General features: G+C 71.8%; 20 protein-coding genes and 3 tRNA genes. 14 read left to right on the top strand and 9 right to left on the bottom strand.

Annotated features, from left to right (window positions below; translation table 11 throughout):
* Window positions 1-65: 65 nt before the first annotated feature.
* Window positions 66-836, bottom strand: a complete 771-nt coding sequence (locus ACWF79_RS07435; RefSeq protein ID WP_453727087.1) for an aminotransferase class IV — start codon at window positions 834-836, stop codon at window positions 66-68.
* Between the two features lie 79 nt (window positions 837-915).
* On the opposite strand from ACWF79_RS07435, the gene ACWF79_RS07430 reads away from it, so the two are divergent.
* The 5 genes from ACWF79_RS07430 to ACWF79_RS07410 all read left to right on the top strand — a co-directional run bounded on the left by ACWF79_RS07430 (window position 916) and on the right by ACWF79_RS07410 (window position 6,031).
* The gene (locus tag ACWF79_RS07430) at window positions 916-1,515 is read left to right on the top strand and encodes an NADPH-dependent FMN reductase (RefSeq protein ID WP_453727086.1); all 600 of its coding nucleotides are present in this window, start codon (window positions 916-918) and stop codon (window positions 1,513-1,515) included.
* Window positions 1,516-1,530: 15 nt separating this feature from the next.
* Window positions 1,531-3,264: an ABC transporter ATP-binding protein gene (locus ACWF79_RS07425; RefSeq protein ID WP_453727085.1), complete on the top strand. Its 1,734-nt coding sequence runs from the start codon at window positions 1,531-1,533 to the stop codon at window positions 3,262-3,264.
* Complete coding sequence (locus ACWF79_RS07420) at window positions 3,261-5,213, top strand: ABC transporter ATP-binding protein (RefSeq protein WP_453727084.1); 1,953 nt, start codon at window positions 3,261-3,263, stop codon at window positions 5,211-5,213. The genes ACWF79_RS07425 and ACWF79_RS07420 overlap by 4 nt, the downstream gene beginning before the upstream one ends.
* 81 nt (window positions 5,214-5,294) lie before the next feature.
* Complete coding sequence (gene cutA, locus ACWF79_RS07415; RefSeq protein WP_453727083.1) at window positions 5,295-5,639, top strand: divalent-cation tolerance protein CutA; 345 nt, start codon at window positions 5,295-5,297, stop codon at window positions 5,637-5,639.
* Complete coding sequence (locus tag ACWF79_RS07410) at window positions 5,636-6,031, top strand: gamma-glutamylcyclotransferase family protein (protein WP_453727082.1); 396 nt, start codon at window positions 5,636-5,638, stop codon at window positions 6,029-6,031. The genes cutA and ACWF79_RS07410 overlap by 4 nt, the downstream gene beginning before the upstream one ends.
* On the opposite strand, the gene ACWF79_RS07405 is transcribed toward ACWF79_RS07410, so the two are convergent.
* From ACWF79_RS07405 to ACWF79_RS07395, 3 genes are all read right to left on the bottom strand, one after another.
* The gene (locus ACWF79_RS07405; protein ID WP_453727081.1) at window positions 5,985-8,210 is read right to left on the bottom strand and encodes a molybdopterin oxidoreductase family protein; all 2,226 of its coding nucleotides are present in this window, start codon (window positions 8,208-8,210) and stop codon (window positions 5,985-5,987) included. The genes ACWF79_RS07410 and ACWF79_RS07405 overlap by 47 nt on opposite strands.
* 152 nt (window positions 8,211-8,362) lie before the next feature.
* Complete coding sequence (locus ACWF79_RS07400; RefSeq protein WP_453727080.1) at window positions 8,363-9,100, bottom strand: SanA/YdcF family protein; 738 nt, start codon at window positions 9,098-9,100, stop codon at window positions 8,363-8,365.
* Window positions 9,101-9,131: 31 nt separating this feature from the next.
* The gene (locus ACWF79_RS07395; RefSeq protein ID WP_453727079.1) at window positions 9,132-9,860 is read right to left on the bottom strand and encodes an aquaporin; all 729 of its coding nucleotides are present in this window, start codon (window positions 9,858-9,860) and stop codon (window positions 9,132-9,134) included.
* Window positions 9,861-9,926: 66 nt separating this feature from the next.
* Here ACWF79_RS07395 and ACWF79_RS07390 point away from each other — a divergent pair, with 66 nt between their 5' ends.
* The 6 genes from ACWF79_RS07390 (at window position 9,927) to ACWF79_RS07365 (ending at window position 17,775) form a co-directional block, all read left to right on the top strand.
* Window positions 9,927-10,619: a hypothetical protein gene (locus ACWF79_RS07390; protein ID WP_453727078.1), complete on the top strand. Its 693-nt coding sequence runs from the start codon at window positions 9,927-9,929 to the stop codon at window positions 10,617-10,619.
* Between the two features lie 89 nt (window positions 10,620-10,708).
* Window positions 10,709-11,749: a sirohydrochlorin chelatase gene (locus tag ACWF79_RS07385; RefSeq protein WP_453727077.1), complete on the top strand. Its 1,041-nt coding sequence runs from the start codon at window positions 10,709-10,711 to the stop codon at window positions 11,747-11,749.
* 103 nt (window positions 11,750-11,852) lie between these two features.
* The gene (locus tag ACWF79_RS07380) at window positions 11,853-13,163 is read left to right on the top strand and encodes a deoxyguanosinetriphosphate triphosphohydrolase (RefSeq protein ID WP_453727076.1); all 1,311 of its coding nucleotides are present in this window, start codon (window positions 11,853-11,855) and stop codon (window positions 13,161-13,163) included.
* A gap of 146 nt (window positions 13,164-13,309) precedes the next feature.
* Window positions 13,310-14,572 carry an NAD(P)/FAD-dependent oxidoreductase gene (locus ACWF79_RS07375; protein WP_453727075.1) on the top strand — a complete coding sequence of 421 codons (1,263 nt, stop codon included), beginning with the start codon at window positions 13,310-13,312 and terminating at the stop codon, window positions 14,570-14,572.
* Between the two features lie 22 nt (window positions 14,573-14,594).
* Window positions 14,595-16,520, top strand: coding sequence for a DNA primase (gene dnaG / locus ACWF79_RS07370; protein ID WP_453727074.1), 1,926 nt, complete (start codon window positions 14,595-14,597; stop codon window positions 16,518-16,520).
* Between the two features lie 151 nt (window positions 16,521-16,671).
* Entirely contained in the window at window positions 16,672-17,775 is a 1,104-nt protein-coding gene (locus tag ACWF79_RS07365) for an RNA polymerase sigma factor (protein ID WP_453727073.1), read from the top strand.
* Window positions 17,776-17,964: 189 nt separating this feature from the next.
* Here ACWF79_RS07365 and ACWF79_RS07360 read toward each other — a convergent pair whose 3' ends face one another.
* The 4 genes from ACWF79_RS07360 to ACWF79_RS07345 form a co-directional block, all read right to left on the bottom strand.
* Window positions 17,965-19,974 carry an ABC transporter ATP-binding protein gene (locus ACWF79_RS07360; protein WP_453727072.1) on the bottom strand — a complete coding sequence of 670 codons (2,010 nt, stop codon included), beginning with the start codon at window positions 19,972-19,974 and terminating at the stop codon, window positions 17,965-17,967.
* Window positions 19,974-21,707, bottom strand: coding sequence for an ABC transporter ATP-binding protein (locus ACWF79_RS07355; protein WP_453727071.1), 1,734 nt, complete (start codon window positions 21,705-21,707; stop codon window positions 19,974-19,976). The genes ACWF79_RS07360 and ACWF79_RS07355 overlap by 1 nt, the downstream gene beginning before the upstream one ends.
* Before the next feature lie 193 nt (window positions 21,708-21,900).
* Complete coding sequence (locus ACWF79_RS07350; protein WP_453727070.1) at window positions 21,901-23,340, bottom strand: FGGY family carbohydrate kinase; 1,440 nt, start codon at window positions 23,338-23,340, stop codon at window positions 21,901-21,903.
* 171 nt (window positions 23,341-23,511) lie between these two features.
* Window positions 23,512-23,814, bottom strand: a complete 303-nt coding sequence (locus ACWF79_RS07345; protein ID WP_453727069.1) for a YtxH domain-containing protein — start codon at window positions 23,812-23,814, stop codon at window positions 23,512-23,514.
* A gap of 170 nt (window positions 23,815-23,984) precedes the next feature.
* On the opposite strand from ACWF79_RS07345, the gene ACWF79_RS07340 reads away from it, so the two are divergent.
* From ACWF79_RS07340 to ACWF79_RS07330, 3 genes are all read left to right on the top strand, one after another.
* Window positions 23,985-24,057, top strand: a tRNA-Asn gene (locus ACWF79_RS07340).
* A 5-nt stretch (window positions 24,058-24,062) separates the two neighbouring features.
* Window positions 24,063-24,135: transfer RNA gene (locus ACWF79_RS07335), tRNA-Asn, on the top strand.
* Window positions 24,136-24,311: 176 nt separating this feature from the next.
* A tRNA-Ile gene (locus tag ACWF79_RS07330) sits at window positions 24,312-24,388 on the top strand.
* 658 nt (window positions 24,389-25,046) lie between these two features.
* Here ACWF79_RS07330 and ACWF79_RS07325 read toward each other — a convergent pair.
* Window positions 25,047-25,490: an MmpS family transport accessory protein gene (locus ACWF79_RS07325; protein WP_453727068.1), complete on the bottom strand. Its 444-nt coding sequence runs from the start codon at window positions 25,488-25,490 to the stop codon at window positions 25,047-25,049.
* Window positions 25,491-26,610 lie beyond the last annotated feature (1,120 nt).

The raw sequence follows: 26,610 nt of genomic DNA, 5'->3' as shown, positions 1-26,610 counted from the left end.
CAGGATCATCGATCGTACCGGAGGGCCCCCAACCCGCGTCGCCGCGCAGAGAGTTGCTCGTGCCCCTACAGACTCTCCCACGGCACCGACGCGTACGCCTCGTACACCCGCCCCATCAGCTTCTCGTCCACCGCGAACTCCACGTCATCGATCCCGCCCACCGGCGAGACCCCACGGGAGTTGGTCACGAACGCGGCCCGCATGTCCGGGAGATCCGCCAAGGTCACCCGGCGGCGCGTGGAGCCGAGGAGGGGTTCGAGGAGGGCCATGGTGACGCCGGTGAGGGCGGGCGCGGAGGGCCAGATCACCGAAGTGCCGTCCCAGAAGGCGATGTTGGTGACCGCGCCCTCCGCGATCTCGCCGTCCCGGGACGTCAGCAGGGCGTCGTCGTAGCCCGCGCGGCGGGCCGCCTCGCCGTAGTAGGACTGGCCGAAGCCGCCCAGGTGCTTGATGTGGGGCGCGGGGCGCCAGTAGTCGACGGACCTCAGGCGCCGCGGTGTCCCCGGCGCGGACGCCGGTTCGCGCACGGTGACCACGAGACGCACGCCCCCCGAGTCACCCTCGAAGACGTACACCCGCGCCGTGGCGTCCTGTCGACCCGCCGTCCGCAGGGCGCCTGCCAACAGGTGGCGGACGTGCTCGCCGTCGATCCCCGATCCGAACAGCTCCCGCGTGGCGCGGTCGAGGCGGTCGACGTGCAGGCCGTAGCCGAGCACCCGCCCGTCCCGTACCTGCATCGCCGTGAAGTGGCCGAAGCCGCTCATCAGGGTGGCGAGAAGCCCGGGATCGGCCGCCGGGACGCCGTCGATCTCGATGTGCGGAGGAGGTGTCGTCATGTTCCTCACCGTATGCCGGGCAGGACCGAAAAAATCGGCGCTTGACCTCAATCAAGGTTGAGGTATCAGGATCCTCGGCATGGACATCACACGTACGAACTCCACGCCCCTCAAGCTCGCCGTCATCGTCGCCAGCAACCGCGCCGGCCGGTTCGCCCCCGTCATCGCCGACTGGTTCCGCGCCCGCCTCGCCGAACGCGCCGACTTCACCGTCGACGTCGTGGACCTCGCCGACGTCGACCTGCCCACCGCCCTCTCCTTCGAGCCCGACGCCACCGTCCGCGCCGAACTGGCCAAGGTCTCCCCGGTCCTCGACGCCGCCGACGCCTTCGTCGTCATCACCCCCGAGTTCAACCACTCCTTCCCCGCCTCCCTCAAGGCCCTCATCGACTGGCACTTCGGCGAGTGGCAGGCCAAGCCCGTCGGCTTCGTCTCGTACGGCGGGATCTCCGGCGGCCTGCGCGCCGTGGAGCAGCTGCGCCAGGTCTTCGCCGAACTGCACGCCGTGACCATCCGCGACACCGTCTCCTTCGCCAACGCCCACGGGGACTTCGACGAGACCGGCCGCCACAAGGACTCCACCGGCCCGGACGCCGCCGCCAAGACGATGCTCGACCAGCTCGCCTGGTGGGCGCACACCCTCCGGGACGCCAAGGCCGTCCGCCCCTTCGGCGCCTGACGGGAGGTCGGAACCATGCTGCTCCGGCTCATCGCCGGCCGGCTCCGGCCCTACCGGCGGACCCTGGCCCTCGTCGTCCTCCTCCAACTCGTCCAGTCCCTCGCCTCCCTCACCCTGCCCACCCTCAACGCCGACGTCATCGACAACGGAGTGCTGCGCGGCGACACCGGCCATGTCCTCCGCGGCGGTGGCCTGATGGCAGGGGTCACTCTGCTCCAGGCCACCGCCGCGGCGGCGGCCGTCTACTTCGGCGCGAAGATCGCCATGGGCGTCGCCCGTGACGTGCGCGCCGCCGCCTTCCGCCGGGTCCAGGACTTCTCCGCCCAGGAGATGGGCCGCTTCGGCACCGCCTCCCTCATCACCCGCACCACCAACGACGTCCAGCAGGTCCAGACGTTCGCCGTCCTCGTCCTGACGATGCTGGTCGCGGCGCCCCTGATGTGCGTCGGCGGCATCGTGATGGCCCTCGACCAGGACGTCCCGCTCGCCCTGCTGCTCCTGCTCTTCGTCCCGCTGATGGCCGGGGGCGTCGGCAGCGTCGTCCTGCGCATGCGTCCCCTCTTCCGAGGCATGCAGGAACGGGTCGACCGGGTCAACCGGGTGATGCGCGAGCAGATCACCGGCATCCGCGTCGTCCGCGCCTTCGTCCGCGACCGTCACGAGCAGCGCCGCTTCGGCGAGGCCAACGACGAACTCCGCTCGGTCGGCACCCGGGTCGGCCGGCTGCAGGCCCTGATGTTCCCGATCGTGCTGATCGTCTGGGAGCTGTCGACCGTCGCCATCATCTGGGCCGGTGCCCACCGGATCGAGTCCGGTGCGCTGCAGGCCGGTTCGCTGATCGCGTTCCTCGGCTATCTGCTCCAGATCATGATGTCCGTGATGATGGTCCTCTTCCTGCTGATGCACATGCCGCGGGCCGAGGTCAGCGCCGAACGCATCCAGGAGATCCTCGACACCGAACCCTCCGTCTCCGCCCCCGCCGCGCCCGTCCACACCCTGCTCGGCCCCGGCCTGCTCGACATCCAGGGCGCCCACTTCAGCTACCCCGGCGCCGAGGAACCCGTCCTGCGCGCCGTGGACCTCACCGCCCGCCCCGGCCGCACCACGGCCGTCATCGGCTCCACCGGCAGCGGCAAGACCACGCTCCTGGGCCTCGCCGCGCGCCTCTTCGACGCCACCGACGGCCAGGTCACGGTCGGCGGCGTCGACGTCCGCGCCATGGACCCCGCCCTGCGCGCCCGTACCGTCGGACTCGTCCCGCAGAAGCCGTACCTCTTCTCCGGCACGATCGCGAGCAACCTGCGGTACGGCAGGCCCGAGGCGAGCGACGACGAGCTGTGGCACGCCCTGGAAGTCGCCCAGGCCGCCGACTTCGTGGCCGATCTGCCCGAGGGGCTCGACGCGCCGGTCGCGCAGGGCGGCACCAACTTCTCCGGCGGCCAGCGCCAGCGCCTCGCCATCGCCCGGGTCCTCGTCCACCGCCCCCAGGTGTACCTCTTCGACGACTCCTTCTCCGCCCTCGACCCCCGTACCGACGCCCTGCTCAGAGAGGCCCTGAAGGAGGAGATCGCCGACGCGACCGTCGTCCTCGTCGCCCAGCGCGTCTCCACCATCCGCGACGCCGACCGGATCGTCGTCCTCGACCAGGGCCGGGCCGTCGGCAGCGGCACGCACGAGGAACTCATGCGGACCAACCCCACCTACCGGGAGATCGTCCTCTCCCAGCTCACCGAGGAGGAAGCGGCATGAGCGACACCGAGAAGGCCGCCGGGCAGCGCCGACCGGGAGGAGCGGTGGAACGAGGCAAGGGGCGCGCCCCGCAGCGCCGGGGGCCCGCCGTGCCGCAGCGCGGACCCGGCATCAGCACCCCGTCCCTCGAACGCTCCCTGGACTTCCGCGCCTCCGGCCTGCGGCTCCTGCGCACCATGGCCCCCGACCGCCCCCGGCTGCTCGGCGTCCTCGCCGCCGCGGCCGCGAGCGTCACCCTGGCCGTCCTCAGCCCGCTGCTCCTCGGCCACGCCACCGACCTCGTGGTCTCGGGCGCCGCGAGCACGGCCGGCGTCGACTTCCGCGCGGTCGGCGAGACGCTCGCCCTCGCCTTCGCGGCCGTCGCCGGATCCGCCGCGCTCAACTGGGTCCAGCAGCGCCTCGCCACGACCGTCGTCCAGCGCGCCGGGCACCGGCTGCGCGCCGAGGCACAGGCCAAGCTGGCCCGGCTCCCGCTCGGTTACGTCGACGGGCAGCCGCGCGGCGAACTCCTCAGCCGCACCACCAACGACATCGACAACATCGTGCAGACCCTCCAGCAGGCCTTCAGCCAGATGGTCCGGGCGCTGCTCACGCTCGTCGGCGTGCTGGTGATGATGTGCTGGATCTCGCCGCTGCTCGCCCTTGTCGCCCTCGCGACCGTCCCCGTCTCGCTGCTGGTCGCGGCCCGGATCGGCAAGCGCGCCCAGCCGCAGTTCGTGAAGCAGTGGGCGGTGACCGGCCGGCTCAACAGCCACGTCGAGGAGATGATCACCGGGCACGCGGAGGTCGTCGTCTTCGGGCGGCGGGACGCGGCCGTGGCGCGCTTCGACGAGCTCGGTGATGAGCTGTACGGGGCGAGCTTCCGCGCCCAGTTCATCTCGGGCTTCATCCAGCCGGCCCTGACCTTCGTCGGCAACCTCAACTACGTGCTGATCGCGGTCGTCGGCGGGCTGCGGGTGGCGAGCGGCACGCTGAGCGTCGGCGACGTGCAGGCGTTCATCCAGTACTCCTACGAGTTCAACGGCCCGATCAACCAGATCGCGGCCATGGCCAACCTGCTGCAGTCCGGGGTCGCCTCCGCCGAGCGGGTCTTCGACCTCCTCGACGCGGAGGAGGAGTCCCCGGCACCGGCCGGATCGTCCGGGCGTCGCGAGCAGGCCGTGGGCCGGGTCTCGTTCGAGAAGGTGGCGTTCCGCTACGAGCCGGAGAAGCCGCTCGTCGAGGACCTGTCCCTGACGGTGGAGCCCGGTCAGACGGTCGCGATCGTCGGTCCGACGGGCGCAGGCAAGACGACGCTCGTGAACCTGCTGATGCGCTTCTACGAGGTCACGGGCGGCCGGATCACCCTCGACGGGGCGGACATCTCGGCGATGTCCCGCGAGGAACTCCGATCAGGGATCGGCATGGTCCTCCAGGACACCTGGCTCTTCGGCGGCACGATCGCCGACAACATCGCCTACGGCGTTCCATCAGAAGGGGCTGCGCGCAGCGCATCGGACAAGGGTGGTGGTGGGCGACGGGAGGGCGTCTCGCGCGAACGGATCGTCGAGGCCGCCATGGCGACCCACGCCGACCGGTTCATCCGGACCCTGCCCGACGGCTACGACACGGTTCTCGACGAGGACGGCGCCGGGCTCAGCGCGGGCGAGAGGCAGCTGATCACGATCGCGCGGGCGTTCCTGTCCGAGCCGGTGATCCTGGTCCTGGACGAGGCGACCAGCTCGGTCGACACCCGTACCGAGGTCCTCATCCAGCGGGCGATGTCCTCGCTCCGGAAGGGCCGTACGTCCTTCGTGATCGCCCACCGGCTCTCCACCATCCGGGACGCGGACGTGATCCTGGTGATGGAGAACGGCTCGATCGTCGAACAGGGCACGCACGACGAGCTGTTGGCGACCGGCGGTGCCTACGCCCGGCTGCACGCGGCCCAGTTCGCGGCGGCGGCGTGAGGGCGCGGGGCGGGGTCGCGGCGCGGGGGCGCGGCGGCCGTGCGGGCGCGGGGCGGCGCGGCGGTGAGTACGGTGGGCCGCGTGACCCTCGCACTGACCGTACTCACCACCACCGACAGCCCCGACAAGGCCCAGGAGCTCGCGCGCGGAGCGGTCGAGGCCCGCCTCGCAGCCTGCGCGCAGATCTCCGGGCCGGTCACCTCCGTCTACCACTGGCGGAAGGCGATCGAGACCGAGGAGGAGTGGCAGGTCGTCTTCAAGACGACGGAGGCGCGCTACGCGGAGCTGGAGGCCCACCTCCTCGCCGCGCACGACTACGAGACCCCGGAGGTCCTCGCCACCCCCGTGGTCCGGGCCTCGGCCGCGTACCTGGCGTGGCTGGAGGCCGAGACGGCCGAGAGCCCGGCCGCCGCTGCCGCCGAATGACCGAACTGCCCTTCTTCGTCTACGGCACGCTGCGGCCCGGCGAGTACAACCACGACCGCTTCCTCCTCGGCCGCACGGCCCGGGAGGAACCGGCGCGTCTGCCCGGGGCTCTGCTGTACGACGGCCCCGGCCATCCGTACGTCGTGCCGGGCGAGGGTCTGGTCGCCGGCGACCTGGTGACCGCCGCGCCGGGCACGTACGCCGAACTCCTCGCCGTACTCGACCGGGTGGAGCTCCCCGCCGGGTACGAGCGGGCGGCGCGCGAGGTGGTACGGGTCGAGGACGGGGCGGCCGTCCGCGCCTGGGTCTACTTCGCGGCGGCCGGCACCCCCTACGGGCCACTCATCAGGGGCGGGGACTGGCGGGCTCGACCCGGACCGCGCACGTCTTGAACTCGGGCATCCGGGAGACGGGGTCGAGCGCCGGGTTGGTGAGGGTGTTGGCGCGGCCCTCGCCGGGCCAGTGGAACGGCATGAAGACCGTGTCCGGGCGGATGGCCGTGGTGATCCGCGCGGGCGCGACCGCCCGCCCCCGCCGCGACACGACGGCGACCCGCTCGCCCTCGGCCACCCCGATCCGCTCGGCGAGCCGCGGATGCAGCTCCACGAACGCGCCGGGCGCGGCCGCGTTGAGCTCGTCCACGCGCCGCGTCTGCGCCCCGGACTGGTACTGCGCGACGACCCGCCCGGTCGTCAGCACCACCGGGTACTCGGCGTCGGTCTCCTCGGCCGCCGGCCGGTGGGCGGCCGCCACGAACCGCGCCCGCCCACTCGGCGTCGCGAACCGGTCGAGAAAGAGTCGCGGGGTCCCGGGGTGGGGAACGGCGTCGCGCGAACGATCCGCCTGGACCGCCTGGGCCTCGGCGGACTTGGCCTCCTCGGCGTCGGAGGACCCGGCCGCCTCGGCCTCGGCCGGCGCCGAGCCGCCCTTGTGCGCGGCGCCCTGTGCGGACTCGTCCGTGTCCTCCGGACACGGCCAGAAGACGCCGTTCTCCTCGCGAAGGCGGCGGTAGCTGATGCCCGAGTAGTCCGCGGGACCGCCCGCCGAGGCGCGTCGGAGTTCGTCGAAGACCTCCTCCGGGTCCGTCGGGAACCCCTTCTCGTGCCCGAGGAGGCCCGCGAGCCCGTGCAGCACCTCCAGGTCCGTGCGGACGCCCTCCGGCGGGGTGATCGCGCGCCGCCGCATCAGCACCCGCCCCTCCAGGTTGGTCGTCGTCCCCGTCTCCTCCGCCCACTGGGTGACCGGAAGGACCACGTCCGCCAGCTCCGCCGTCTCCGAGAGGACCACGTCCGCGACGGCCAGGAAGTCCAGCGAGCGCAGCCGCCCCTCGATGTGCGCGGCGCGCGGCGCCGAGACCACGGGGTTGGAGCCCATGAGGAGGAGCGCCTTCACGTCCCCGCCCAGCGCGTCCAAGAGTTCGTACGCGCTGCGCCCGGGCCCCGGCAGCGAGTCGGGGTCCACCCCCCACACCCCCGCCACGTGGGCCCGCGCCGCGGGGTCGTCCAGTTTCCGGTAGCCGGGCAGCTGGTCGGCCTTCTGGCCGTGCTCACGGCCGCCCTGGCCGTTGCCCTGGCCCGTCAGACACCCGTAGCCGCTCAGCGGCCGCCCGGCCCGCCCGGTCGCCAGACAGAGGTTGATCCACGCGCCGACGGTGTCCGTGCCCTTCGACTGCTGCTCCGGTCCGCGCGCCGTGAGCACCATCCCGCTCTCCGCGTCACTGAACATCCGCATCGCGTCCCGCAGGAGCGGCACCGGCACACCGGTGATCCGCTCGACCAGCTCCGGCCAGTGCGCCATCGCCCCGGCCCGGGCCGCCTCCCACCCCTCCGTACGCTCCCGGACGAACTCCTCGTCCACCCGCCCCTCGGCGACGACGAGATGGAGCAGGCCGAGCGCCAGCGCGAGATCGGTGCCCGGGCGGGGCGCGAGGTGGAGGTCGGCCTGCTCGGCGGTGCGGGTACGGCGCGGGTCGACGACGATCAGCTTCCCGCCGTTCGCCCGCAGCTCGGTCAGGTACCGCAGGGCGGGCGGCATGGTCTCCGCCAGGTTGGAGCCGACGAGGATCACGCAGCCGGTGCGCGGCACGTCCTCCAGCGGGAAGGGCAGCCCCCGGTCGAGCCCGAACGCCCGCTGGTGCGCGGCCGCCGCCGAGGACATGCAGAAGCGGCCGTTGTAGTCGATCTGCGACGTGCCGAGCACGACCCGGGCGAACTTGCCCAGCGTGTACGCCTTCTCGTTGGTGAGACCGCCGCCGCCGAAGACCCCCACGGCATCGGGTCCGTGGTCGGCGCGGGTCCGGCGCAGCCCGTCGGCGACGGCGGCGAGTGCCTCCTCCCAGGAGGCGGGCTTCAGGACTCCTGTGTCAGGGCAACGGACCAGGGGCCCGGTCAGCCTGACCCGGGAGGAGAGTACGGACGGGGCGGTGCGGCCCTTGCCGCACAGCGCGCCCTGGTTGACGGGGAAGTCGGGGCGCTCCACCACCTCCACGGAGCCGCCCGCGGGGCGCAGTGACATGCCGCACTGGAGGGCGCAGTAGGGGCAGTGCGTGGGGGTGGTGACAGCCTCGGACATGGGACGAGTGTGCGACGGGCGTGTTACGGGAGGCGGCGCGCCGGATTACAAGTCCCGCGCGTTCTGCTCCGCCGGGCGGCGCTCCGGGGGTGAGGAGCCGGCGATTCGGTATTCGGCCTGGGGCGTCCGGGGGGCCACGATCCGCCTGGCTCCTAGGGGGTGCCGCCCGACGCCAGCGCCTCCGTCACGCCCTGCTCGCGCTCGCCGAGGAAGTGCGGGTCGGGCCGCAGCGTCGCGTCCAGGGCGGCCTTGCCCGCCGCGACGAGCTCCCGGACGCCGCCGTAGTAGAAGACGGAGTCGTGGGGTTCGACGACCTTCACGCCGTACGACTCGATTCCGGCCGCCCGGCAGAGCGCGACGGCCCGCTTGATGTGGAAGTCCTGGGTGACGAGCACCGCCCGGTCGACCCCGAAGATCCTCTTGGCGCGGACACAGGAGTCCCAGGTGTCGAAGCCCGCGTAGTCGCTGACGATCCGGCCGTCCGGCACCCCGCGCTCGGTGAGGTACGTCCGCATCGCGTCCGGCTCGTCGTACTCGACGCGGCTGTTGTCGCCGGTGACGAGGACGACCTTCACCTTGCCCGCGCGGTAGAGCTCGGCGGCCGTGTCGAGCCGGTGCGCGAGGTACGGCGTCGGCCGCCCCTTCCACAGACCGGCGCCGAAGACGACGGCGACGTCCTGCGCGGGCACGTCGGCGGTGGTGCGCAGCCGGCTGTCGGCGACGGCGTGCGTCCAGGTGGCGGGCGCGAGGGCGAGGACGGCGCCCAGCATGACGGCCTGGACGGTGCGGCGGCGGGCCCGGGGGGTGCGGGGGAGCGCCGTCCCGCGCGTCAGCGCGACTGCGGCCCTCTTCAACCGTGCCGGTACGCGTACGCGTCGCAGGCCGCGCATGGATGAACCTCCGTGGATCTTGTCCGCCCCGTCACCCTGTTCGACGCGCACGCGGGCCGTTCGGTTCGCTCCGGCCGTACAGAACGGTGGCGAGGGCGATGCCGATGAGGGCGCCGAGGAGTTGCGCGCCGACGAACCCGGGCAGCGAGGCGGGGGCGATGCCGGTGAAGGAGTCGGAGAAGGAGCGGCCGACCGTCCCGGCCGGATTGGCGAAGGAGCCCGAGGAGGTGAACCAGATCGCGGCGAGGAGATAGCCGCCGACGGCGACCGGGGCGAGCGAGGAGCGGTCGATGCGGCGCAGGCCCTGGACGAGCAGGACGAGCCCGGCCGTGGCGACCGTCTCTCCGAGCAGCAGATGGGGATCCGAGCGGACGGCGGTGGACCAGGTGCCCGGTGCCCGCCCGAACATGGCCTCGGCGAGCAGCGCCCCGGCGACGGCTCCGGCGAACTGGGCGACGACGTAGACGGCCACCTCGCGTCTGCCCGGGGCGCCGGCCTCGCCCCGTCTCGCCCACCACTCGGAGAGGGTGATCACCGGGTTGAGGTGGCCGCCGGAGAGCGGGCCGAGGAGCGCGACGAGCAGGCCGAGCCCGAGGGCGGAGGCGAGCGAGTTGGCCAGCAGACGCACCCCGACGTCCTGGCTGAGCGCGGCGGCCTGGATGCCCGATCCGACGACGACGGCCACCAGCGCCGCGGTACCGACGAGTTCGGCGACGGCGCGCCGGGGGAGCCCGGGAAGGGAAGAGGGAGTCATTCGCATAGCGGAAAAGATATTCCGCTAGATAAAAGAATGAGGGGGGAAGGGGGAAAGCCGTACGATCCGCAGATGATCACTGAGGCGGCCCTCAACAACGCGGAGTGGTGCGAGGCGATGTGCCGCGCGCACGGCCACCCCGGAAGCTTCGGCCCGCGCGCCTGGACGAACGCCCGCCGCACCCCGCCGTACTACCCGGACGCCGTGACACTGACCGCCGACGCGTCGGTACGGGACGTCCTCGACGACATCGACCGCAGCGCCCCCGGCGCCTCGGTCAAGGACTCCTTCGCCCGACTCGACCTGACCGCCGAGGGGTTCCGGCCACTCTTCGAGGCGCGCTGGATCCACCGCCCCGCCGACCTGCTGGTCCCGGCGCCGACGGACGGGACCCACTGGCGAGCGGTCCGCACCCCGGCGGCGCTCACCGACTGGGCGACGGCGTGGAGCGGCGGGGACGCGGAGACGGCGGCGCTCTTCCGTACCGAACTGCTGGCCGACCCGGCGACGACGGTCGTCGCGGGACACGGGACGGACGGCGGGATCGTCGGGGGAGCGGTGCTCAGCGAGTCCGGCCGGGTCACGGGCGTCTCGAACCTCTTCACCGCCGACGGCGACGACCCTTCGGCGACCTGGTCCGGCTGCCTCGGCCTCGTACGGGACGGCCACGCCGTCGTCGGCTACGAGTCGGGCGACGACCTGCCGCCCGCGCTGGCCGTGGGCTTCGAGCAGCTCGGCCCGCTCCGGATCTGGCTGGCGGTCTGACAGCGCGACCCAGGCGCCCGTGAGCCCACGGAAAACACTCGTGACGCCCACGCAACGGGGAGGCAACGCGGGGCGGTCAGGATCGGGGCATGACGGAGGCGGAGCGGGACAGCACGTTCGACAGCACGGCCGAGCTGCTCGGCACGATCACGACGCGGCTCGGCGCGCAGTTGAGCCACGTCCACCTGAACGGTGTCCCCCGTGCCCGCCCCACCCTCGTGGCCGTCGGCCACGGCAGCCGCGACCCACGCGCCGCCGCCACCCTCGCCGACCTGGTCGAACGCGTCCGCGAACTCCGCCCAGGACTCGACGTCCGCCTCGCCCACATCGAGCTGAACGCCCCCCTCCTCACGGACGTCCTCGCGGACCTCGCGGGGGCGGGACACGCCCCGGCGGCGGGGACGGCCGGGGCTTCCGCCGCCGAGGGCCACGCCCCGCCGCCCGGGGCCCCCGCGGGGGCGGCGGACACGGCGGGCCGCCCCGGACCCGGGCATGCGGCCCTGGCGCGACGCACCGCCGGCAACGCCGTCCTCGTGCCGCTGCTCTTCGGGCCCGGGTACCACGTCAAGCACGACCTGCCGGCCGCTGCCGCCGCGCTCCCCGACGGGCGGATGCGGGTCGCCGCGCCGCTCGGCCCGCACCCGCTGCTCGTCGAGGCCCTCGCCGACCGGCTCGCCGAAGCGGGCTGGACCTCCGCCGACAGCGCCTCGCGCTCCACCGGTGTCGTCCTCGCGGCGGCCGGCTCCCGCGACCGCGAGGGGCTCGACGCCGTCCGCCGGATCGCCGCCGCGCTCTCCGAGCGGCTCGGCGGGGTGCCCGTCGTCCCCGCGTACGCCTCCGCCGCCACGCCCACCGTCCCCGAGGCGCTGCGCGTGCTCGCCGCCCGGGGCCGCCACCGGGTCGCCGTCGCCTCCTGCTTCACCGCCCCCGGCCTCTTCGCGACCCGCGCCACCTCCCATGCCCCCTGGATCGCCTCGCCCCCGCTCGGCGCCCACCCCGCCCTCGCCCGCCTGGTCCTCCACCGCTACGACCAGGCCGCCACCGCCCCCACGCCCGCCCCGACGCCCACTCCCCTGAACGCGCCCACGCCCGCCCCCGTCCCCACCTGGCGAGAACTCGCCTCCGCCTAGGGCCTCCAGCTACGGCCTTCGTTCCACTCCCCGCCCCACCCCGCGGCCGAAAGACAGCCGTTCCACCACCCCCACTGTCCGTCCCGCCGGTTACCTTCGGTGCATGGAAGGCTTCGCGGACACCTCAGGCATCACGGACACCCCCGGCTACGACGACACCGCCACCGAGCGCTGGGCCGCCGAGCCCGACAAGCGCCCAGGACGGACCGCCTTCCAGAGGGACCGCGCGCGTGTGCTGCACTCCAGCGCCCTGCGCCGGCTCGCGGGCAAGACCCAGGTCGTCACCCCCGGCTCGCGGAGCCACGCCTGGGACGCCAGCCCCCGCACCCGCCTCACCCACTCCCTGGAGTGCGCCCAGGTCGGCCGCGAGCTCGGCGCCGCGCTCGGCTGCGACCCCGATCTCGTCGAGGCCGCCTGCCTCGCCCACGACATGGGCCACCCGCCCTTCGGCCACAACGGCGAGGTCGCGCTCAACGAGTTCGCCAAGGACTGCGGCGGCTTCGAGGGCAACGCCCAGTCCCTCCGGCTGCTCACCCGTATCGAGACCAAGCGGTTCATCGCCGACCCCGACACCGGCCGCCCCGTCAGCGTCGGGCTCAACCTCACCCGCGCCGCCCTCGACGCCGCCACCAAGTACCCCTGGCCGCGCGGCGGTCACCCCGAGAACCCCGACTCGTCCAAGTTCGGGGTGTACGAGGACGACCTCCCCGTCTTCCGGTGGGCCCGGCAGGGCGCCGCCGCGCACCGCAAGTGCTTCGAGGCCCAGGTCATGGACTGGTCCGACGACGTGGCGTACTCCGTCCACGACTTCGAGGACGGCCTGCACGCCGGCCACATCGACCCGAACATGCTCTTCGCCGAGCCCGAGCGCGCCGACATCTGGGCCGTCGCCATCGGCCGGTACGTCCCGCACGACACCGACCCGCAGGAGCTCGCCGACGCCCTCGACCGGCTCGTCGACCAGGACTGGTGGCCGCACGGCTACGACGGATCGGCCGTCGCCCAGGCCCGCCTCAAGGACGCCACCAGCGAGCTGATCGGCCGCTTCGCCCTAGCCGCCGAGGGCGCCACCCGCCAGGCGTGGGGATCCGGCCGCCTCACCCGGTACGCCGCCGAGTTGGTCGTCCCCCGCGAGACCCGCAACGAATGCGCCGTCCTCAAGGCCGTCGCCGACCGGTACGTCATGCAGCGCGCCGAGCAGGAGGCCCTCCGCGCCGACCAGCGCATCGTCCTCGCCGAGCTCGCCGAGGCGCTCACCGCCCGCGCCCCCGAGGGACTCGACCCCCAGTTCCGCGCCCTCTTCGACACGGCGGACGACGACAGGTCACGCAAGCGGGTGATCATCGACCAGATCGCCTCCCTCACCGACGCCTCCGCCCGCACCCTCCACGCCCGCCTCACCCACCGCCCCTAGGCCGTGTCTGCCAGGGGCATGGCCCGAACCCGCCCCCTTCCGCCATCACGCTCCGTGCGGGACGCTCGGCTGAGGGGCCGAGGCGCAACGGCTGGCCGAACGCCCGGAGGCGTAGCGTAGAAGCGGTCGCAACGAGGAGGCATCAAGTGGTCGACGCAGATCAGACCTTCGTCATCGTCGGCGGGGGACTGGCCGGGGCCAAGGCGGCGGAGACGCTCCGCTCCGAGGGGTTCACCGGCCGGGTGATCCTCATCGGAGACGAGCGCGACCACCCCTACGAACGCCCACCGCTCTCCAAGGGCTACCTCATCGGCAAGGAGGAGCGCGACAGCGTCTTCGTCCACGAGGCCGCCTGGTACGCCCGCGCCGAGGTCGAACTCCACCTCGGGCAGCCCGTCACCGCCATCGACCGCGAGGCCCGCACCGTACGCCTCGGTGACGGCACCACCATCCGCTACGACCGGCTGCTGCTCGCCACCGGCTCCGAGCCGCGCCGCCTGGACATCCCCGGCACCGACCTCGCCGGCGTCCACCATCTGCGCCGCCTCGCCCACTCCGACCGGCTCCGCCACGTCCTGGCCGCCCTCGGCCGAGACAACGGCCACCTGGTGATCGCGGGCGGCGGCTGGATCGGCCTGGAGGTCGCCGCCGCGGCCCGCGGCTACGGCGCCGAGGTCACCGTCGTCGAGTCCGAGCCCACCCCGCTCCACCAGGTCCTCGGCCCCGAGCTCGGCCAGCTCTTCGCCGACCTCCACGCCGAGCACGGCGTCCGCTTCGTCTTCGGCGCCCGGCTCACCGAGATCGTCGGCCAGGACGGCATGGTCCTCGCCGTGCGCACCGACGACGGCGAGGAGCACCCCGCGCACGCCGTCCTCGCCGCGATCGGCGCCGCCCCGCGCACCGCCCTCGCCGAGGCCGCCGGCCTCGCCCTGGTCGACCGCGCCCACGGCGGCGGCATCGCCGTCGACGCGTCGCTGCGCACCTCCGACCCCGAGATCTTCGCGGCCGGTGACGTCGCCGCCGCCCACCACCCGCTCCTGAACACCCGGCTGCGCGTCGAGCACTGGGCCAACGCCCTCAACGGCGGCCCGGCGGCCGCCCGCGCCATGCTCGGCCGACCCGTCTCGTACGACCGCGTCCCGTACTTCTTCTCCGACCAGTACGACCTCGGCATGGAGTACTCCGGCTGGGCCCCGCCCGGCTCCTACGACCAGGTCGTCCTCCGTGGCGACGCCGGCAAGCGGGAGTTCATCGCCTTCTGGCTCAAGGACGGCAAGGTCCTCGCCGGGATGAACGTGAATGTGTGGGACGTCACAGAGCCGATCCAGAAGCTCATCCGCGCCCAGTCCCCGGTGAACACCGACGCCCTCGCCGACCCCTCGGTCCCGTTGGACAGTCTCGTCCCCTAGTCCGCCCACGTAGACTTCGTGCGTGGCAGGCAGGATCAACGATGACGACGTGAAGGCGGTACGGGACGCGGTCCCGATCGACGCCGTCGTGTCCGAGTACCTCCAGCTCCGCAACGCCGGCGGCGGCAACCTCAAGGGCCTGTGCCCCTTCCACGACGAGAAGTCCCCCTCCTTCCAGGTCAGCCCGAGCAAGGGCCTGTTCCACTGCTTCGGCTGCCAGGAGGGCGGCGACACCATCGCCTTCGTGATGAAGATCGACCACCTCTCCTTCTCGGAGACGGTCGAGCGCCTCGCCGCGAAGGCGGGCATCACCCTGCGCTACGAAGAGGGCGGCTACAACCCCGGCCACCAGCGCGGCGAGCGCATCCGCCTGGTCGAGGCGCACAAGGTCGCCGCCCAGTTCTACATCGACCAACTGGACTCCCCCGAGGCCGAGATCGGCCGGAAGTTCCTCGCCGAGCGTGGCTTCGACCAGGCCGCCGCCGCGCACTTCGGCGTCGGTTACTCCCCGGCCGGCTGGGACCACCTCACCCGCTACCTGCGCGGCAAGGGCTTCTCCGACAAGGAGCTGATCCTCTCCGGGCTCTCCCAGGACGGCCGCCGCGGCCCCATCGACCGCTTCCGCGGCCGGCTGATGTGGCCGATCCGGGACGTCGGCGGAGACGTCGTCGGCTTCGGCGCGCGCAAGCTCCGCGACGACGACAACGGGCCCAAGTACCTGAACACGCCCGAGACGCCGATCTACAAGAAGTCCCAGGTGCTCTACGGCATCGACCTGGCCAAGAAGGACATCGCCAAGGTCAGCCGGGCCGTCGTCGTCGAGGGCTACACCGACGTCATGGCCTGCCACCTGGCCGGTGTCACCACCGCCATCGCCACCTGCGGCACCGCCTTCGGCGGCGACCACATCAAGATCCTCCGCCGGCTCCTGATGGACAACGGCTCGGCCCGCGTGATCTTCACCTTCGACGGCGACGCCGCCGGCCAGAAGGCCGCCCTGCGCGCCTTCGAGGACGACCAGAAGTTCGCCGCCGAGACGTACATCGCCATCGCCCCCGACGGCATGGACCCCTGCGAGCTGCGGCTCGCCAAGGGCGACCAGGCCGTCGCCGAGCTGGTCGAGCCGCGCACCCCGCTCTTCGAGTTCGCGCTGCGCCAGATCGTCCGGCGCTACGACCTGGAGACCCCGGCCGGCCGGGCCGCCGCTCTCGACGAGGCCGCGCCGATCGTCGCCCGGATCAAGAACATCGCCTCCCAGCACGAGGTCGCCGTCCAGCTCGCGGGCATGCTCGGCATCCTCGACACCCAGTTCGTCGTCAGGCGCGTCGCCCAGATCGCCCGCTGGCAGCGCGACCGCGGCGGCCGCGGCGCCCCGGCACCGGCGAGCCCGCAGCATGGGGGCGCCTCCCGTGCCCGAAGGGCTACGGGGGACTACGAGACCACTCACGCACCCGCCGCGACCGGCGGCCCCGCGCTCAACCTGCGCAGCCCCGCCCACCGAACCGAGCGCGAGCTGCTCAAGCTGGCCCTCCAGCGCCCGGAACTGGTCTCCCCGGCCTTCGACGCGTACGGCGCCGACGAGTTCACCGCCCCGCCCTACGCGGCCGTCCGCCAGTGCATCCAGGACGCGGGCGGCGCCACCGGCGCGCCCCCCGACTTCCTGGCCGCCGTCCGCGAGGCCGCCCCCAACGACACCGTCCGCGCGCTCGTCACCGAACTCGCCGTCGAGACGATCTTCGCCAAGGTCGTCGACGAGGTCTACGCGGGCGCCCAGCTCGTTTCGGTCCGGCTGCGCGCCGTCGACCGCCGCGTCCGCGACATCCAGGGCACCCTGGCCCGCCTCGGCCCGAACGGCGACCCGGCCCAAGTGGATGCCGTCCAGAACGAGTTGTGGGTCCTCACCCAGTACGCCCAGTCCCTGCGCACCAACGGCGCCGCCGCGCTCTAGAGCGCCCTGGCGGCGCTCTGACGTTCGGTCACCTCCCGAACTCAAAAAGTCACCGCACGCCCCTCGTGGCGGCGATGTGTCGTACCCCACACTGGGAAGCGGTGCCTGAGCCCCCGGAGCACCGGCAGCGATCACCCTGGAGGTCGCCCCCGTGCAGACCCAGACCCTGTCCCCGACGGATGTCGTGCCCGGGCAGCGCCCGGCCGCCCGCCACCCGGAGGCGCCCGCAGAGGCCGCCCCCGCCGAGCCGGCCGAAGGAGCCGATCCGCCGGAGCCCACCGAGTTCGTCGACGACACGCCCGAACCGGAGCCGTCCCCGCGCCGCGTCGACCTCGGCGGGAACGGGCCTTCGTCCGACCTCTTCCGCCAGTACCTGCGCGAGATAGGCCGCATCCCGCTGCTCACCGCCGCCGAGGAGGTCGAGCTCGCCCGCCGTGTCGAGGCCGGGCTCTTCGCCGAGGCGAAGCTCGCGAGCACCCCCGACCTGGACTCGCAGCTGGCGCTCGACCTGGACCGGCTCGTCGTCCTCGGCCGGATGGCCAAGCGCCGGCTCATCGAGGCCAACCTGCGGCTCGTCGTCTCCGTCGCCAAGCGGTACGTCGGGCGCGGCCTGACCATGCTCGACCTGGTCCAGGAGGGAAACCTGGGCCTGATCCGGGCCGTGGAGAAGTTCGACTACGCGCGCGGCTACAAGTTCTCGACGTACGCGACCTGGTGGATCCGCCAGGCGATGTCCCGGGCCCTCGCCGACCAGGCCCGGACCATCCGCGTCCCCGTCCATGTCGTCGAGCTCATCAACCGGGTGATCCGGGTCCAGCGCCGCATGCTCCAGGAGCGCGGCTACGAACCCACCCCGGAGGAGGTGGCCGCCCAGCTCGACCTGGCCCCCGAACGCGTCGGCGAGGTGCTGCGCCTCGCCCAGGAACCGGTCTCCCTGCACGCCCCCGTGGGCGAGGAGGACGACGTCGCCCTCGGCGACCTCATCGAGGACGGTGACGCGACGAGCCCCGTGGAGTCGGCGGCGTTCCTGCTGCTGCGCGAGCACCTGGAGGCCGTCCTCTCCACCCTCGGCGAGCGCGAGCGCAAGGTGGTCCAGCTCCGCTACGGCCTCGACGACGGCAGGCCGCGCACCCTGGAGGAGATCGGCCGGCTCTTCGGCGTGACACGCGAACGCATCCGCCAGATCGAGTCGAAAACCCTCAACAAGCTCCGGGACCACGCCTTCGCAGACCAACTACGGGGCTACCTGGACTAGGTCCTGTCCGGAAAGTCCGGCCTGGCTCCCTTCGGGCGGACGACCATACCTTCCGGACACTCCCCAGGCCCTCTCGTTCGGATGCCGACGGCACCCAGGAGTCGCCGTCCTTCGTCATGTGACCCATGCCGCACATCAAGCGACATGGGTCACGGACGAGTCGATCACTTCGGGCAGCCGACCCGAGGATCAGTCGACCTCGGCGACCGCCTGCGCGAACTGGGCCGCGTAGAGCCGCGCGTACGCGCCGCCGGACGCCAACAGCTCGTCGTGCGTGCCCTGTTCGACGATCGAGCCGTTCTCCATCACCAGGATCACGTCCGCGTCCCGGATGGTGGAGAGCCGGTGGGCGATCACGAACGAGGTGCGCCCGTGGGCCAGGCGCGCCATCGCCTTCTGGATGAGGACCTCGGTACGGGTGTCGACCGAGCTGGTCGCCTCGTCCAGGACCAGGATCACCGGGTCGGACAGGAACGCCCGCGCGATCGTGATCAGCTGCTTCTCACCCGTGCTGACGTTGCCGCCCTCGTCGTCGATGACGGTGTCGTAGCCCTCGGGCAGGGTCCGGATGAAGCGGTCGGCGTGGGCCGCCCGCGCCGCCTCCTCGATCTGCTCCCGCGTGACCTCGCCGCTCGCGCCGTACGCGATGTTGTCGGCGATCGTGCCGCCGAAGAGCCAGGTGTCCTGGAGGACCATGCCGATCCCGGACCGCAGCTCCTCGCGGGACATCGCCGAGATGTCCGCCCCGTCGAGGGTGATCCGGCCGCCGGTGACCTCGTAGAAGCGCATCAGCAGGTTCACGAGCGTCGTCTTGCCGGCGCCCGTCGGCCCGACGATCGCGACCGTCTGACCGGGCTCCACCGTCAGGGAGAGGTCCTCGATGAGCGGCTTCTCCGGCTCGTAGCGGAACGCCACCTCCTCCAGCGCCACCTTGCCCAGCGCCACCTCCTCCAGCGCAGCCTTGCCCAGCGCCACCGTGCCCTGCGACTCCTTGCCGAGCGCCACCCTGCCGTGCGACTCCGACGGCAGCGCGGCCGTCGCCGTCGGGCCGTCCGGGGTCTGCTCCTCCGCGTCGAGCAGCTCGAAGATCCGCTCGGCGGAGGCCACACCCGACTGCACCAGGTTCGCCATCGACGCCACCTGCGTCAGCGGCATCGAGAACTGACGGGAGTACTGGATGAACGCCTGCACGTCACCGATCGACAGCGTGCCGCTCGCCACCCGCAGACCGCCGACGACAGCCACCAGCACGTAGTTGATGTTCGAGATGAAGAACATCACCGGCTGCATCACGCCGCTGTTGAACTGGGCCTTGAAACCGGCCTCGTACAGCGCCTCGTTCTGCGCGCGGAAGTCGGCGGCCGACTCGTCCTGCCGCCCGAAGACCTTCACCAGCGCATGGCCGGTGTACATCTCCTCCACATGGGCGTTGAGGGCGCCCGTGGACTTCCACTGCTGCACGAAGTGCGGCTGCGACCGCTTGCCGACCCTTGTCGCCACGACCACCGACACCGGCACGGTCACCAGCGCGACCAGCGCGAGGAGCGGCGAGATCCAGAACATCATCGCCAGCACGCCGACGATGGTCAGCAGCGAGTTGATCAGCTGGCCCATCGACTGCTGGAGCGTCTGCGAGATGTTGTCGATGTCGTTCGTCGCCCGGCTCAGCACCTCACCGCGCTTGGCCCGGTCGAAGTACGACAGCGGCAGCCGCGCCAGCTTCGCCTGCACGTCCTCACGCATCCGGTACACGGTCCGGTTGATCACCTTGATCGACATCCGGGTCGACACCAGCATGAGCAGACCGGCCGCCACGTAGATCGCCAGGATCCACAGCAGCACCTCGCCGACGGCCGTGAAGTCGATGCCCTGCCCGGGGGTGAAGTCCACCCCGGAGAGCATGTCCGCCATCCCGGCGTCGCCCTTGGCCCGCAGGCCCTCGATCGCCTGCGCCTTCGTCGTGCCGTCGGGCATCTGCCGCCCGACCACACCCGCGAAGACCAGGTCGGTCGCCTTGCCGAGGATCTTCGGACCGACCACCGAGGCCGCCACGCTGAGCACACCGGCGATCAGCATCAGCCACAGCGCGCCCCGCTCGGGCGCCAGCTGCCGCAGCAGCCGCTTGCCCGAGCCCTTGAAGTCCATCGACCGCTGGTCGGGGCCGCCACCGGCCATCATTCGTCCACCAGGACCGGCCATCAGGCTGCCTCCGCCTCGGTCAGCTGGGAGAGCACGATCTCCCGGTACGTCTCGTTGTCCGCCATCAGTTCGTGATGGCGTCCGGTGCCCACGACCCGGCCCTCGTCGAGGACCACGATGCGGTCGGCGTCCCGGATGGTCGACACCCGCTGGGCGACGATCACCACGGTCGAGTCCGACGTCTCCGCCTTCAGCGCCTCCCGCAGCAGCGCGTCCGTCTGGTAGTCGAGCGCCGAGAAGGAGTCGTCGAAGAGGTAGATCTCGGGCCGCTGCACCAGCGTCCGGGCGATCGCGAGCCGCTGCCGCTGACCACCCGAGACGTTCGTGCCGCCCTGCGCGATCGGCGCGTCGAGGCCGTGCTCCAGCTTCTTCACGAAGTCGGCCGCCTGCGCGACCTCGAGCGCGTGCCACAGCTCCTCGTCGGACGCGTCGGGCTTGCCGTACCGCAGGTTCGTCGCCACCGTGCCGGAGAAGAGGTACGGCTTCTGCGGGACGAGCCCCACCGTCCGCGCCATCAGCTCCGGGGCCAGCTTCCGTACGTCCACACCGTCGACGAGCACCTCGCCGCCGGTCACGTCGAACAGCCGGGGCACCAGGCCCAGCAGCGTCGACTTGCCGCTGCCGGTCGAACCGATGATCGCCGTCGTCTCGCCCGGTCGCGCCACCAGCTCCACGTCCCGCAGGACCGACTCCTCGGCGCCCGGGTAGCGGAAGTCGGCGCTCCGGACCTCCAGGTGGCCGCGCCGCTCCAGCTCGCGCACCGGCTCGGCGGGCGGCACGACGCTGCTCTCGGTGGCGAGGACCTCCTCGATGCGCTCGGCGCACACCTCCGCACGCGGCACCATCATGAACATGAAGGTGGCCATCATCACGGCCATCACGATCTGCATCAGATAGGCGAGGAAGGCGGTCAGCGCGCCGATCTCCATCCCGCCGCTGTCGATGCGGTGCGCTCCGAACCAGACCACCGCGACGCTGGAGATGTTCACGACCGTCATCACGGTCGGGAACATCAGCGCCATCAGCCGGCCCGTCGCCATCGAGACGTCGGTCAGCTCGGTGTTGGAGACCTTGAACCGCTCCCGCTCGTAGCCGTCCTTCACGAAGGCCCGGATCACGCGGTTGCCGGTGATCTGCTCGCGCAGCACCCGGTTCACCGTGTCGAGCCGCTCCTGCATCGTCCGGAACAGCGGGCGCATCTTCTTCACGATCAGCGAGACCGCGATGCCCAGCACCGGCACGACCGCGATCAGCACCGCCGACAGCGGTACGTCCAGACTCAGCGCCATGACGATGCCACCGACGCACATGATCGGCGCCGAGACCATCAGCGTGAACGCCATCAGGACCAGCATCTGGACCTGCTGGACGTCGTTGGTGGTACGGGTGATCAGCGACGGCGCGCCGAACTGCCCGACCTCGCGGGCGGAGAAGGACTGCACCCGGTCGAAGACGGCGGCGCGGACGTCCCGGCCGAGGGCGGAGGCGGTCCTGGCCCCGTAGTGGACGGCGCCGACGTTGCAGACGACCTGGATCACGGAGACGGCGATCATCAGGGCGCCGAACCGCAGGATGTAGCCGGTGTCCCCGTTGACGACACCGTTGTCGATGATGTCCGCGTTCAGGGTCGGCAGGTAGAGGGACGCGCAGGTCTGCAGGAACTGCAGCAGGACCAGCAGGCCGATGGGCTTCTTGTACGGTCGAAGGTGGGTTCGGAGAAGTCGTAGGAGCACGGGTCCTACTATCGCCCGCGCCGCCACGACGTTACGAGCCGGTTTTGTCGAGTCTTGAACGGACTCCGCTACCGGCCGAATGTTCTCCGCTCCGAGCGCGCGGCCGTCACGACCCGAACGTCTGGCCGCCACGCTCCGAGCGCGCGGCCGTCACGACCGAACGCCTGGCCGCCACGCTCAGAGCGGCCGGCGGTCACGCCCCGAACGCGCCCGGGTGGATCTGCTCCCGCGTGGCCACGTACTGCTGCCGTACGGCCCGACCGACCGCCAGCTCCTCACCCGGCTCGAAGATCTGCGCCGCGGCGCCCTGCCAGGCCGGGGGAGCGGTGGGCGACAGCGTCCCCCGGGCGACCCCGAGCGCCCATGCGGCCTGCCGTGCGGCGCCCAGGGCCGCGTAGTCCGCGGGCTGCGGGACGACGACCTGTGCGCCGAAGATCGCGGGGGCGATCGCCTGGACCGCCGGCAGCCCGGCGGCCGCGCCCAGCAGGAACACCCGGCGCACCTCCACACCGCGTCCGCGCAGCACGTCCATGGCGTCGGTCAGCGAGCAGAGCATGCCCTCGAACGCGGCCCGGGCCAGGTGCTCGGGCTTCATCGACTCACGGCGCAGCCCGCTGAGCGTGCCGGCGGTGTGCGGCAGCTGCGGGGTGCGCTCGCCCTCCAGATAGGGCAGCAGGACGAGTCCGGAGGAGCCCGGCGTCGACTTCAGGGCCAGCGCCGACAGCTCCTCCAGGCTCTCGGTGCCGAGCATCTCGGCGGTGCCGCGCAGCGCGCGTACCGCGTTGGAGGTGTGGACGACGGGCAGGTGCATCCCGGTCGCGTCGGCGAAGGAGGTGATCAGGCCCTGCGGGTCGGCGAGCGCCTCGTGGTGCACGGCCATCACCGAGCCGGAGGCGCCGACGGAGACGACCGCGTCGCCGGGCGCGAGGCCGAGCCCGAACGCGGCGGCCATGGTCTCGCCCGTACCGGCGGAGATCAGCAGGCCCTCGGGGGTGGTCCCGGCGGCGTCGGCGGGGCCGAGCACCTCGGGGAGCACGGCCTGGTGGCCGAGGGCCAGCTCGACGAGGTCGGGGCGGTACGCGCCCGCGCCGGCCGACCAGTAGCCGGTGGCGGAGGCGGCACCGCGGTCGGTCGTACGGCGTACGGGGCGGCCGAGGAGCTGCCAGACGAGCCAGTCGTGGGGCTGGAGGAGCATCGCGACGCGCTGGGCGTTCTCCGGCTCGGAGCGGGCGAGCCAGCGGAGCTTGGCGACGGGCTGGCCGGACTGCGGCACGGAGCCGACGGCCTCGGCCCAGGCCTGCCGCCCGCCGAACGCCTCGACAAGATCGGCGGCGGCCACCTGGGCGCGCTTGTCGTTGCCGACCATGGCGGGCCGGACGAGCCCGCCCTGCGCGTCGAGCGGTACGAGCCCGTGCTGCTGGGCGGAGACCCCGATGGCCTGCACCCCTTCGAGCAGCCCGCCGCCGGCGGCCTCGCCGAGCGAGAGCAACCACGCTTGCGGGTCGACATCGGCGGCCTTGGGTTCACCCGGGTGCGGCGCGTACCCCTGACGCAGTACGGCACCCGTGTCCGCGTCGCAGACGACGATGCGTGTGAACTCGGCAGAGCTGTCCAAGCCGGCGACTATCCCCATGGAAGGAGATTCTGCCGCACGCGGAGGAGTAAGGGGAGCGCGCGCGGGGTAGGGGACGCGTTTCGCAGGGCGGGACGGCACCGCGACACCCCGCTACGAGGAGGATGTCCCGGCGCCGGGGCCCAGCCCGGGGGCCTGATCCCGGGCCCCTACGCGTACACGTACGACCGCTCAGGTGTTGCTCACACCCCACTCGTCCTCGGTCACCTGGCCGTTGTGGTGACGGAGGGAGTGGATGCGGTCGGTGACCGAGGCGGGCAGCTTGTCGCCCACCTTGTCGCTCACCACGTGGAACGCCTTGCCGGCGACCTGGCGGCCGGTCTGCGCCGCGGACTCGGCCGCGTTACGGACCGCCGGGTTCTGGGAGAGGTCCCTGGCCGACTTCTTCATCTGCTCGTAGCGCTCGCGCCCGGCGCGCGTGCCGATGACGTAACCGAGGGCCAGACCCACGACGAACGTCAGCTTGTACCGCACGGCGGCACCACCTTCCCTTGAGCTTCCCTGTCTGTCTCACTGGTGCCCACGAGCGCCCACGGCATACCGATTGGCGGAGCACCCCCCTGCTTGCGCTAATGTATGTGTCGCAGCGAGCGCGCGCCGCCCGGGGACACCCGAGGTGGATCCGTTCGGTGCAACCGCAGCAATCCCCTGTAGCTCAATTGGCAGAGCAGCCGGCTGTTAACCGGCAGGTTACTGGTTCGAGTCCAGTCGGGGGAGCGCGATCCCCTGTAGCTCAATTGGCAGAGCATTCGGCTGTTAACCGGAGGGTTGCTGGTTCGAGTCCAGCCGGGGGAGCAAGCGAAAGAGGACCCTTAGGGGTCCTCTTTCTTATGTCCGGGAACCATGCGGCACGCTGCGCGGTCCTCATGGTCGAGCACTCCGCAGCAGACGCCGACCATCCGGAGCAGGAGATCGTATGAGCGGCTATGCTGCGGCAGACGGCGCGCACACATGTACGCGCCACGCGGTGAGGGGCGGTAGCTCAGCCGGTTAGAGCAGCGGACTCATAATCCGTCGGCCGTGGGTTCGAGTCCCACCCGCCCCACCACCGCAGAGTGCAGCAGAATCGTTCTGACCAGGACCTTCCCTGGTCGGACGATCGGCTCCAGCAATCCTGTCGCCTTCGCCGGACGCGTGGTGAAACCAGTCTGAGCCACATCGGCGACAGAGGTCGGGCACATGGGTCGGGCGACACGCCCAAGCCACTCGGATGGCGCACTTTCACCGCCGTCGACCGGCCCTGTGAGCCACCCCACAGCGTCCGAGGCCATGATCCGCCGCAGCGGTACGTCAGCTCCGAGCCGCGCATGGAGCGGGGCGCAGCGCGGACAGTCGGCTGGCCCCTGGACGCGTGCGCCGGTCCGCCGGCGGACCTAGGGTTCGAAGGCGGGGGCCGGACGGCGGCCGGCACGGCCACGGCGCGGCTGGGTACGCCTCGCGAGCAGCGAGGATCATGGCCGAGTCGGTCGTCAATACGTACGCGGAGACGGCGCCCCATGAAGAACTGAAACGCTATTACCCGCATCAGGCCGGCGTGAGCCTGCCGGCTGTCCAACAGCGTCTCTCTCTCACTCAACGACCAGAGACAAGCGGGCAGTTGTCGTCGGTCTCCCCGGTGGAATGGGCTCCGTTTATGCCTGGCGGCGCTCCACCGGGTTCCACCCGCATCAAGATCGAATCGTCGAGCTGAATTCGGTCGGCGCGTATTAGCTTTGTGGGGCCTCGGTCTCTCCCGTACACGTGGCGCGCCCGAATGTGCCCATGGCGGTGGCGCGCTGGACGTGTTTGCCGCGAATCGCCAAGGTGCAGGATGCCTGTCCGCCCTTTCCGTCGAGGACGACGGCGACGGTCGGGGCCTTGCCGAGAGGCACCTGAACCGACTTGCTCCAGGGAAGCGTGACGCCCTTCTCCACCGTGGCCGTGCCGTCCTCGCTGCGGGCGAGGTAGGAGATCTCGGCGGTGCCGGTCCCCGTGACCTCGTACGTCACCTCGGCGGTCGGCACGGCCCGCGGCTTCGGCTGCTCGTCGGTGTCGAGGATGCCGTAGCCGACGAGCCCGAAGCAGGCGAGCAGGGCGATGCCGGCGATCAGCAACCCCCGCCGTTCCGGGGAGCCGCCTCCCGTGCTCTCGTGTTCGTTCTCCTCCCGCACTGCGTTTTCCGCAATTTCATTGGACGACATGAGAGCCCGGCTTTCGGTTGGTAGGCAGAGGAACCGGGTGGTTATACACCACGCCACATGCCGAGTGCGAGCAAGGGGAAGAATCGGGCGAACCCCACTCCCTTCGGCCGATCAATTGTCCTGTATGTCGCAAGGGTTGACCGGGTCTCGCAGGGGTGGTTAGAAAGCCCCGCTGCAATGCCCGTGAGCTCGTGGTTCGTATCATCCGCGCGATCACTGCGCATTGCTCCAAGCTGGGCGGAAACCTCCGCGCCGGCTCGTTCGGCGTACCCATTTCGCTGGAGTGATGCGGGTGCGTCGATGCCGAAAGGTATTGAGGGTGAAAGTTCCGTACAGGAGATATCTCTCCTGTCTTGTCGTGTCGGCGGTGGCGGGCACGCTGTTGCCCCAGGTCGCTTACGCGACTCCGCAGTCTGGGGCGACGGGCGACGACAAGGGTGTCTTCGACACGGTCGCGGGTTGGTTCTCGGACGACGACGAGGGTGAGACGAAGCCTCCGGTCGGGGGGAAGCTGGAGGTTCCCAGCCGGGAGAAGCTGCCGAAGGGTGAGAAGCTTCCGAAGGCCAAGCGGGTCAAGGAACTGACGGCCAAGCGCACGTCGCAGGCGCGTTTCTGGCAGCTTTCCGACGGTCGGGTCGAGGCTGAGCTGACGGCGGTGCCGACGTCCTACCGGTCCGGTACGTCCTGGAAGCCGGTGGAGACCACCGTGCGCGCGACGCAGGACAGGGGTTTCGACTTCGCCAACACCGCGAATGCGGGTAAGAGTTGGTTCGGTTCCGATGCCGGCCGGTTCATGCGTTTCGAGGCGGAGGGCGGCGGGGCGGTCACGTTCGGGCTGGCTGGTGCTGGTGCGCTGAAGCCGGAGGCGAAGGGTGACCGGGTCCTGTACAAGGACGCTGTCTCCGGTGCGGATCTGTCGTTCCGGGTGGGCAATGGTCAGGTGAAGGAGGACATCGTTCTGGCCGAACGTCCGGCCGGTCCTGTGTCGTTCACCTTCACTTTGGACACTGAGGGTGGTCTGACGCCGCAGGCTCGCAAGGACGGTTCGATCGCGTTCTTCGGTGAGGCTCCGGGTACGCCGGTGATGGTG

Source organism: Streptomyces sp. NPDC054975 (genome assembly GCF_053609105.1).
This window is presented reverse-complemented; position numbering and strand designations above follow the sequence as displayed.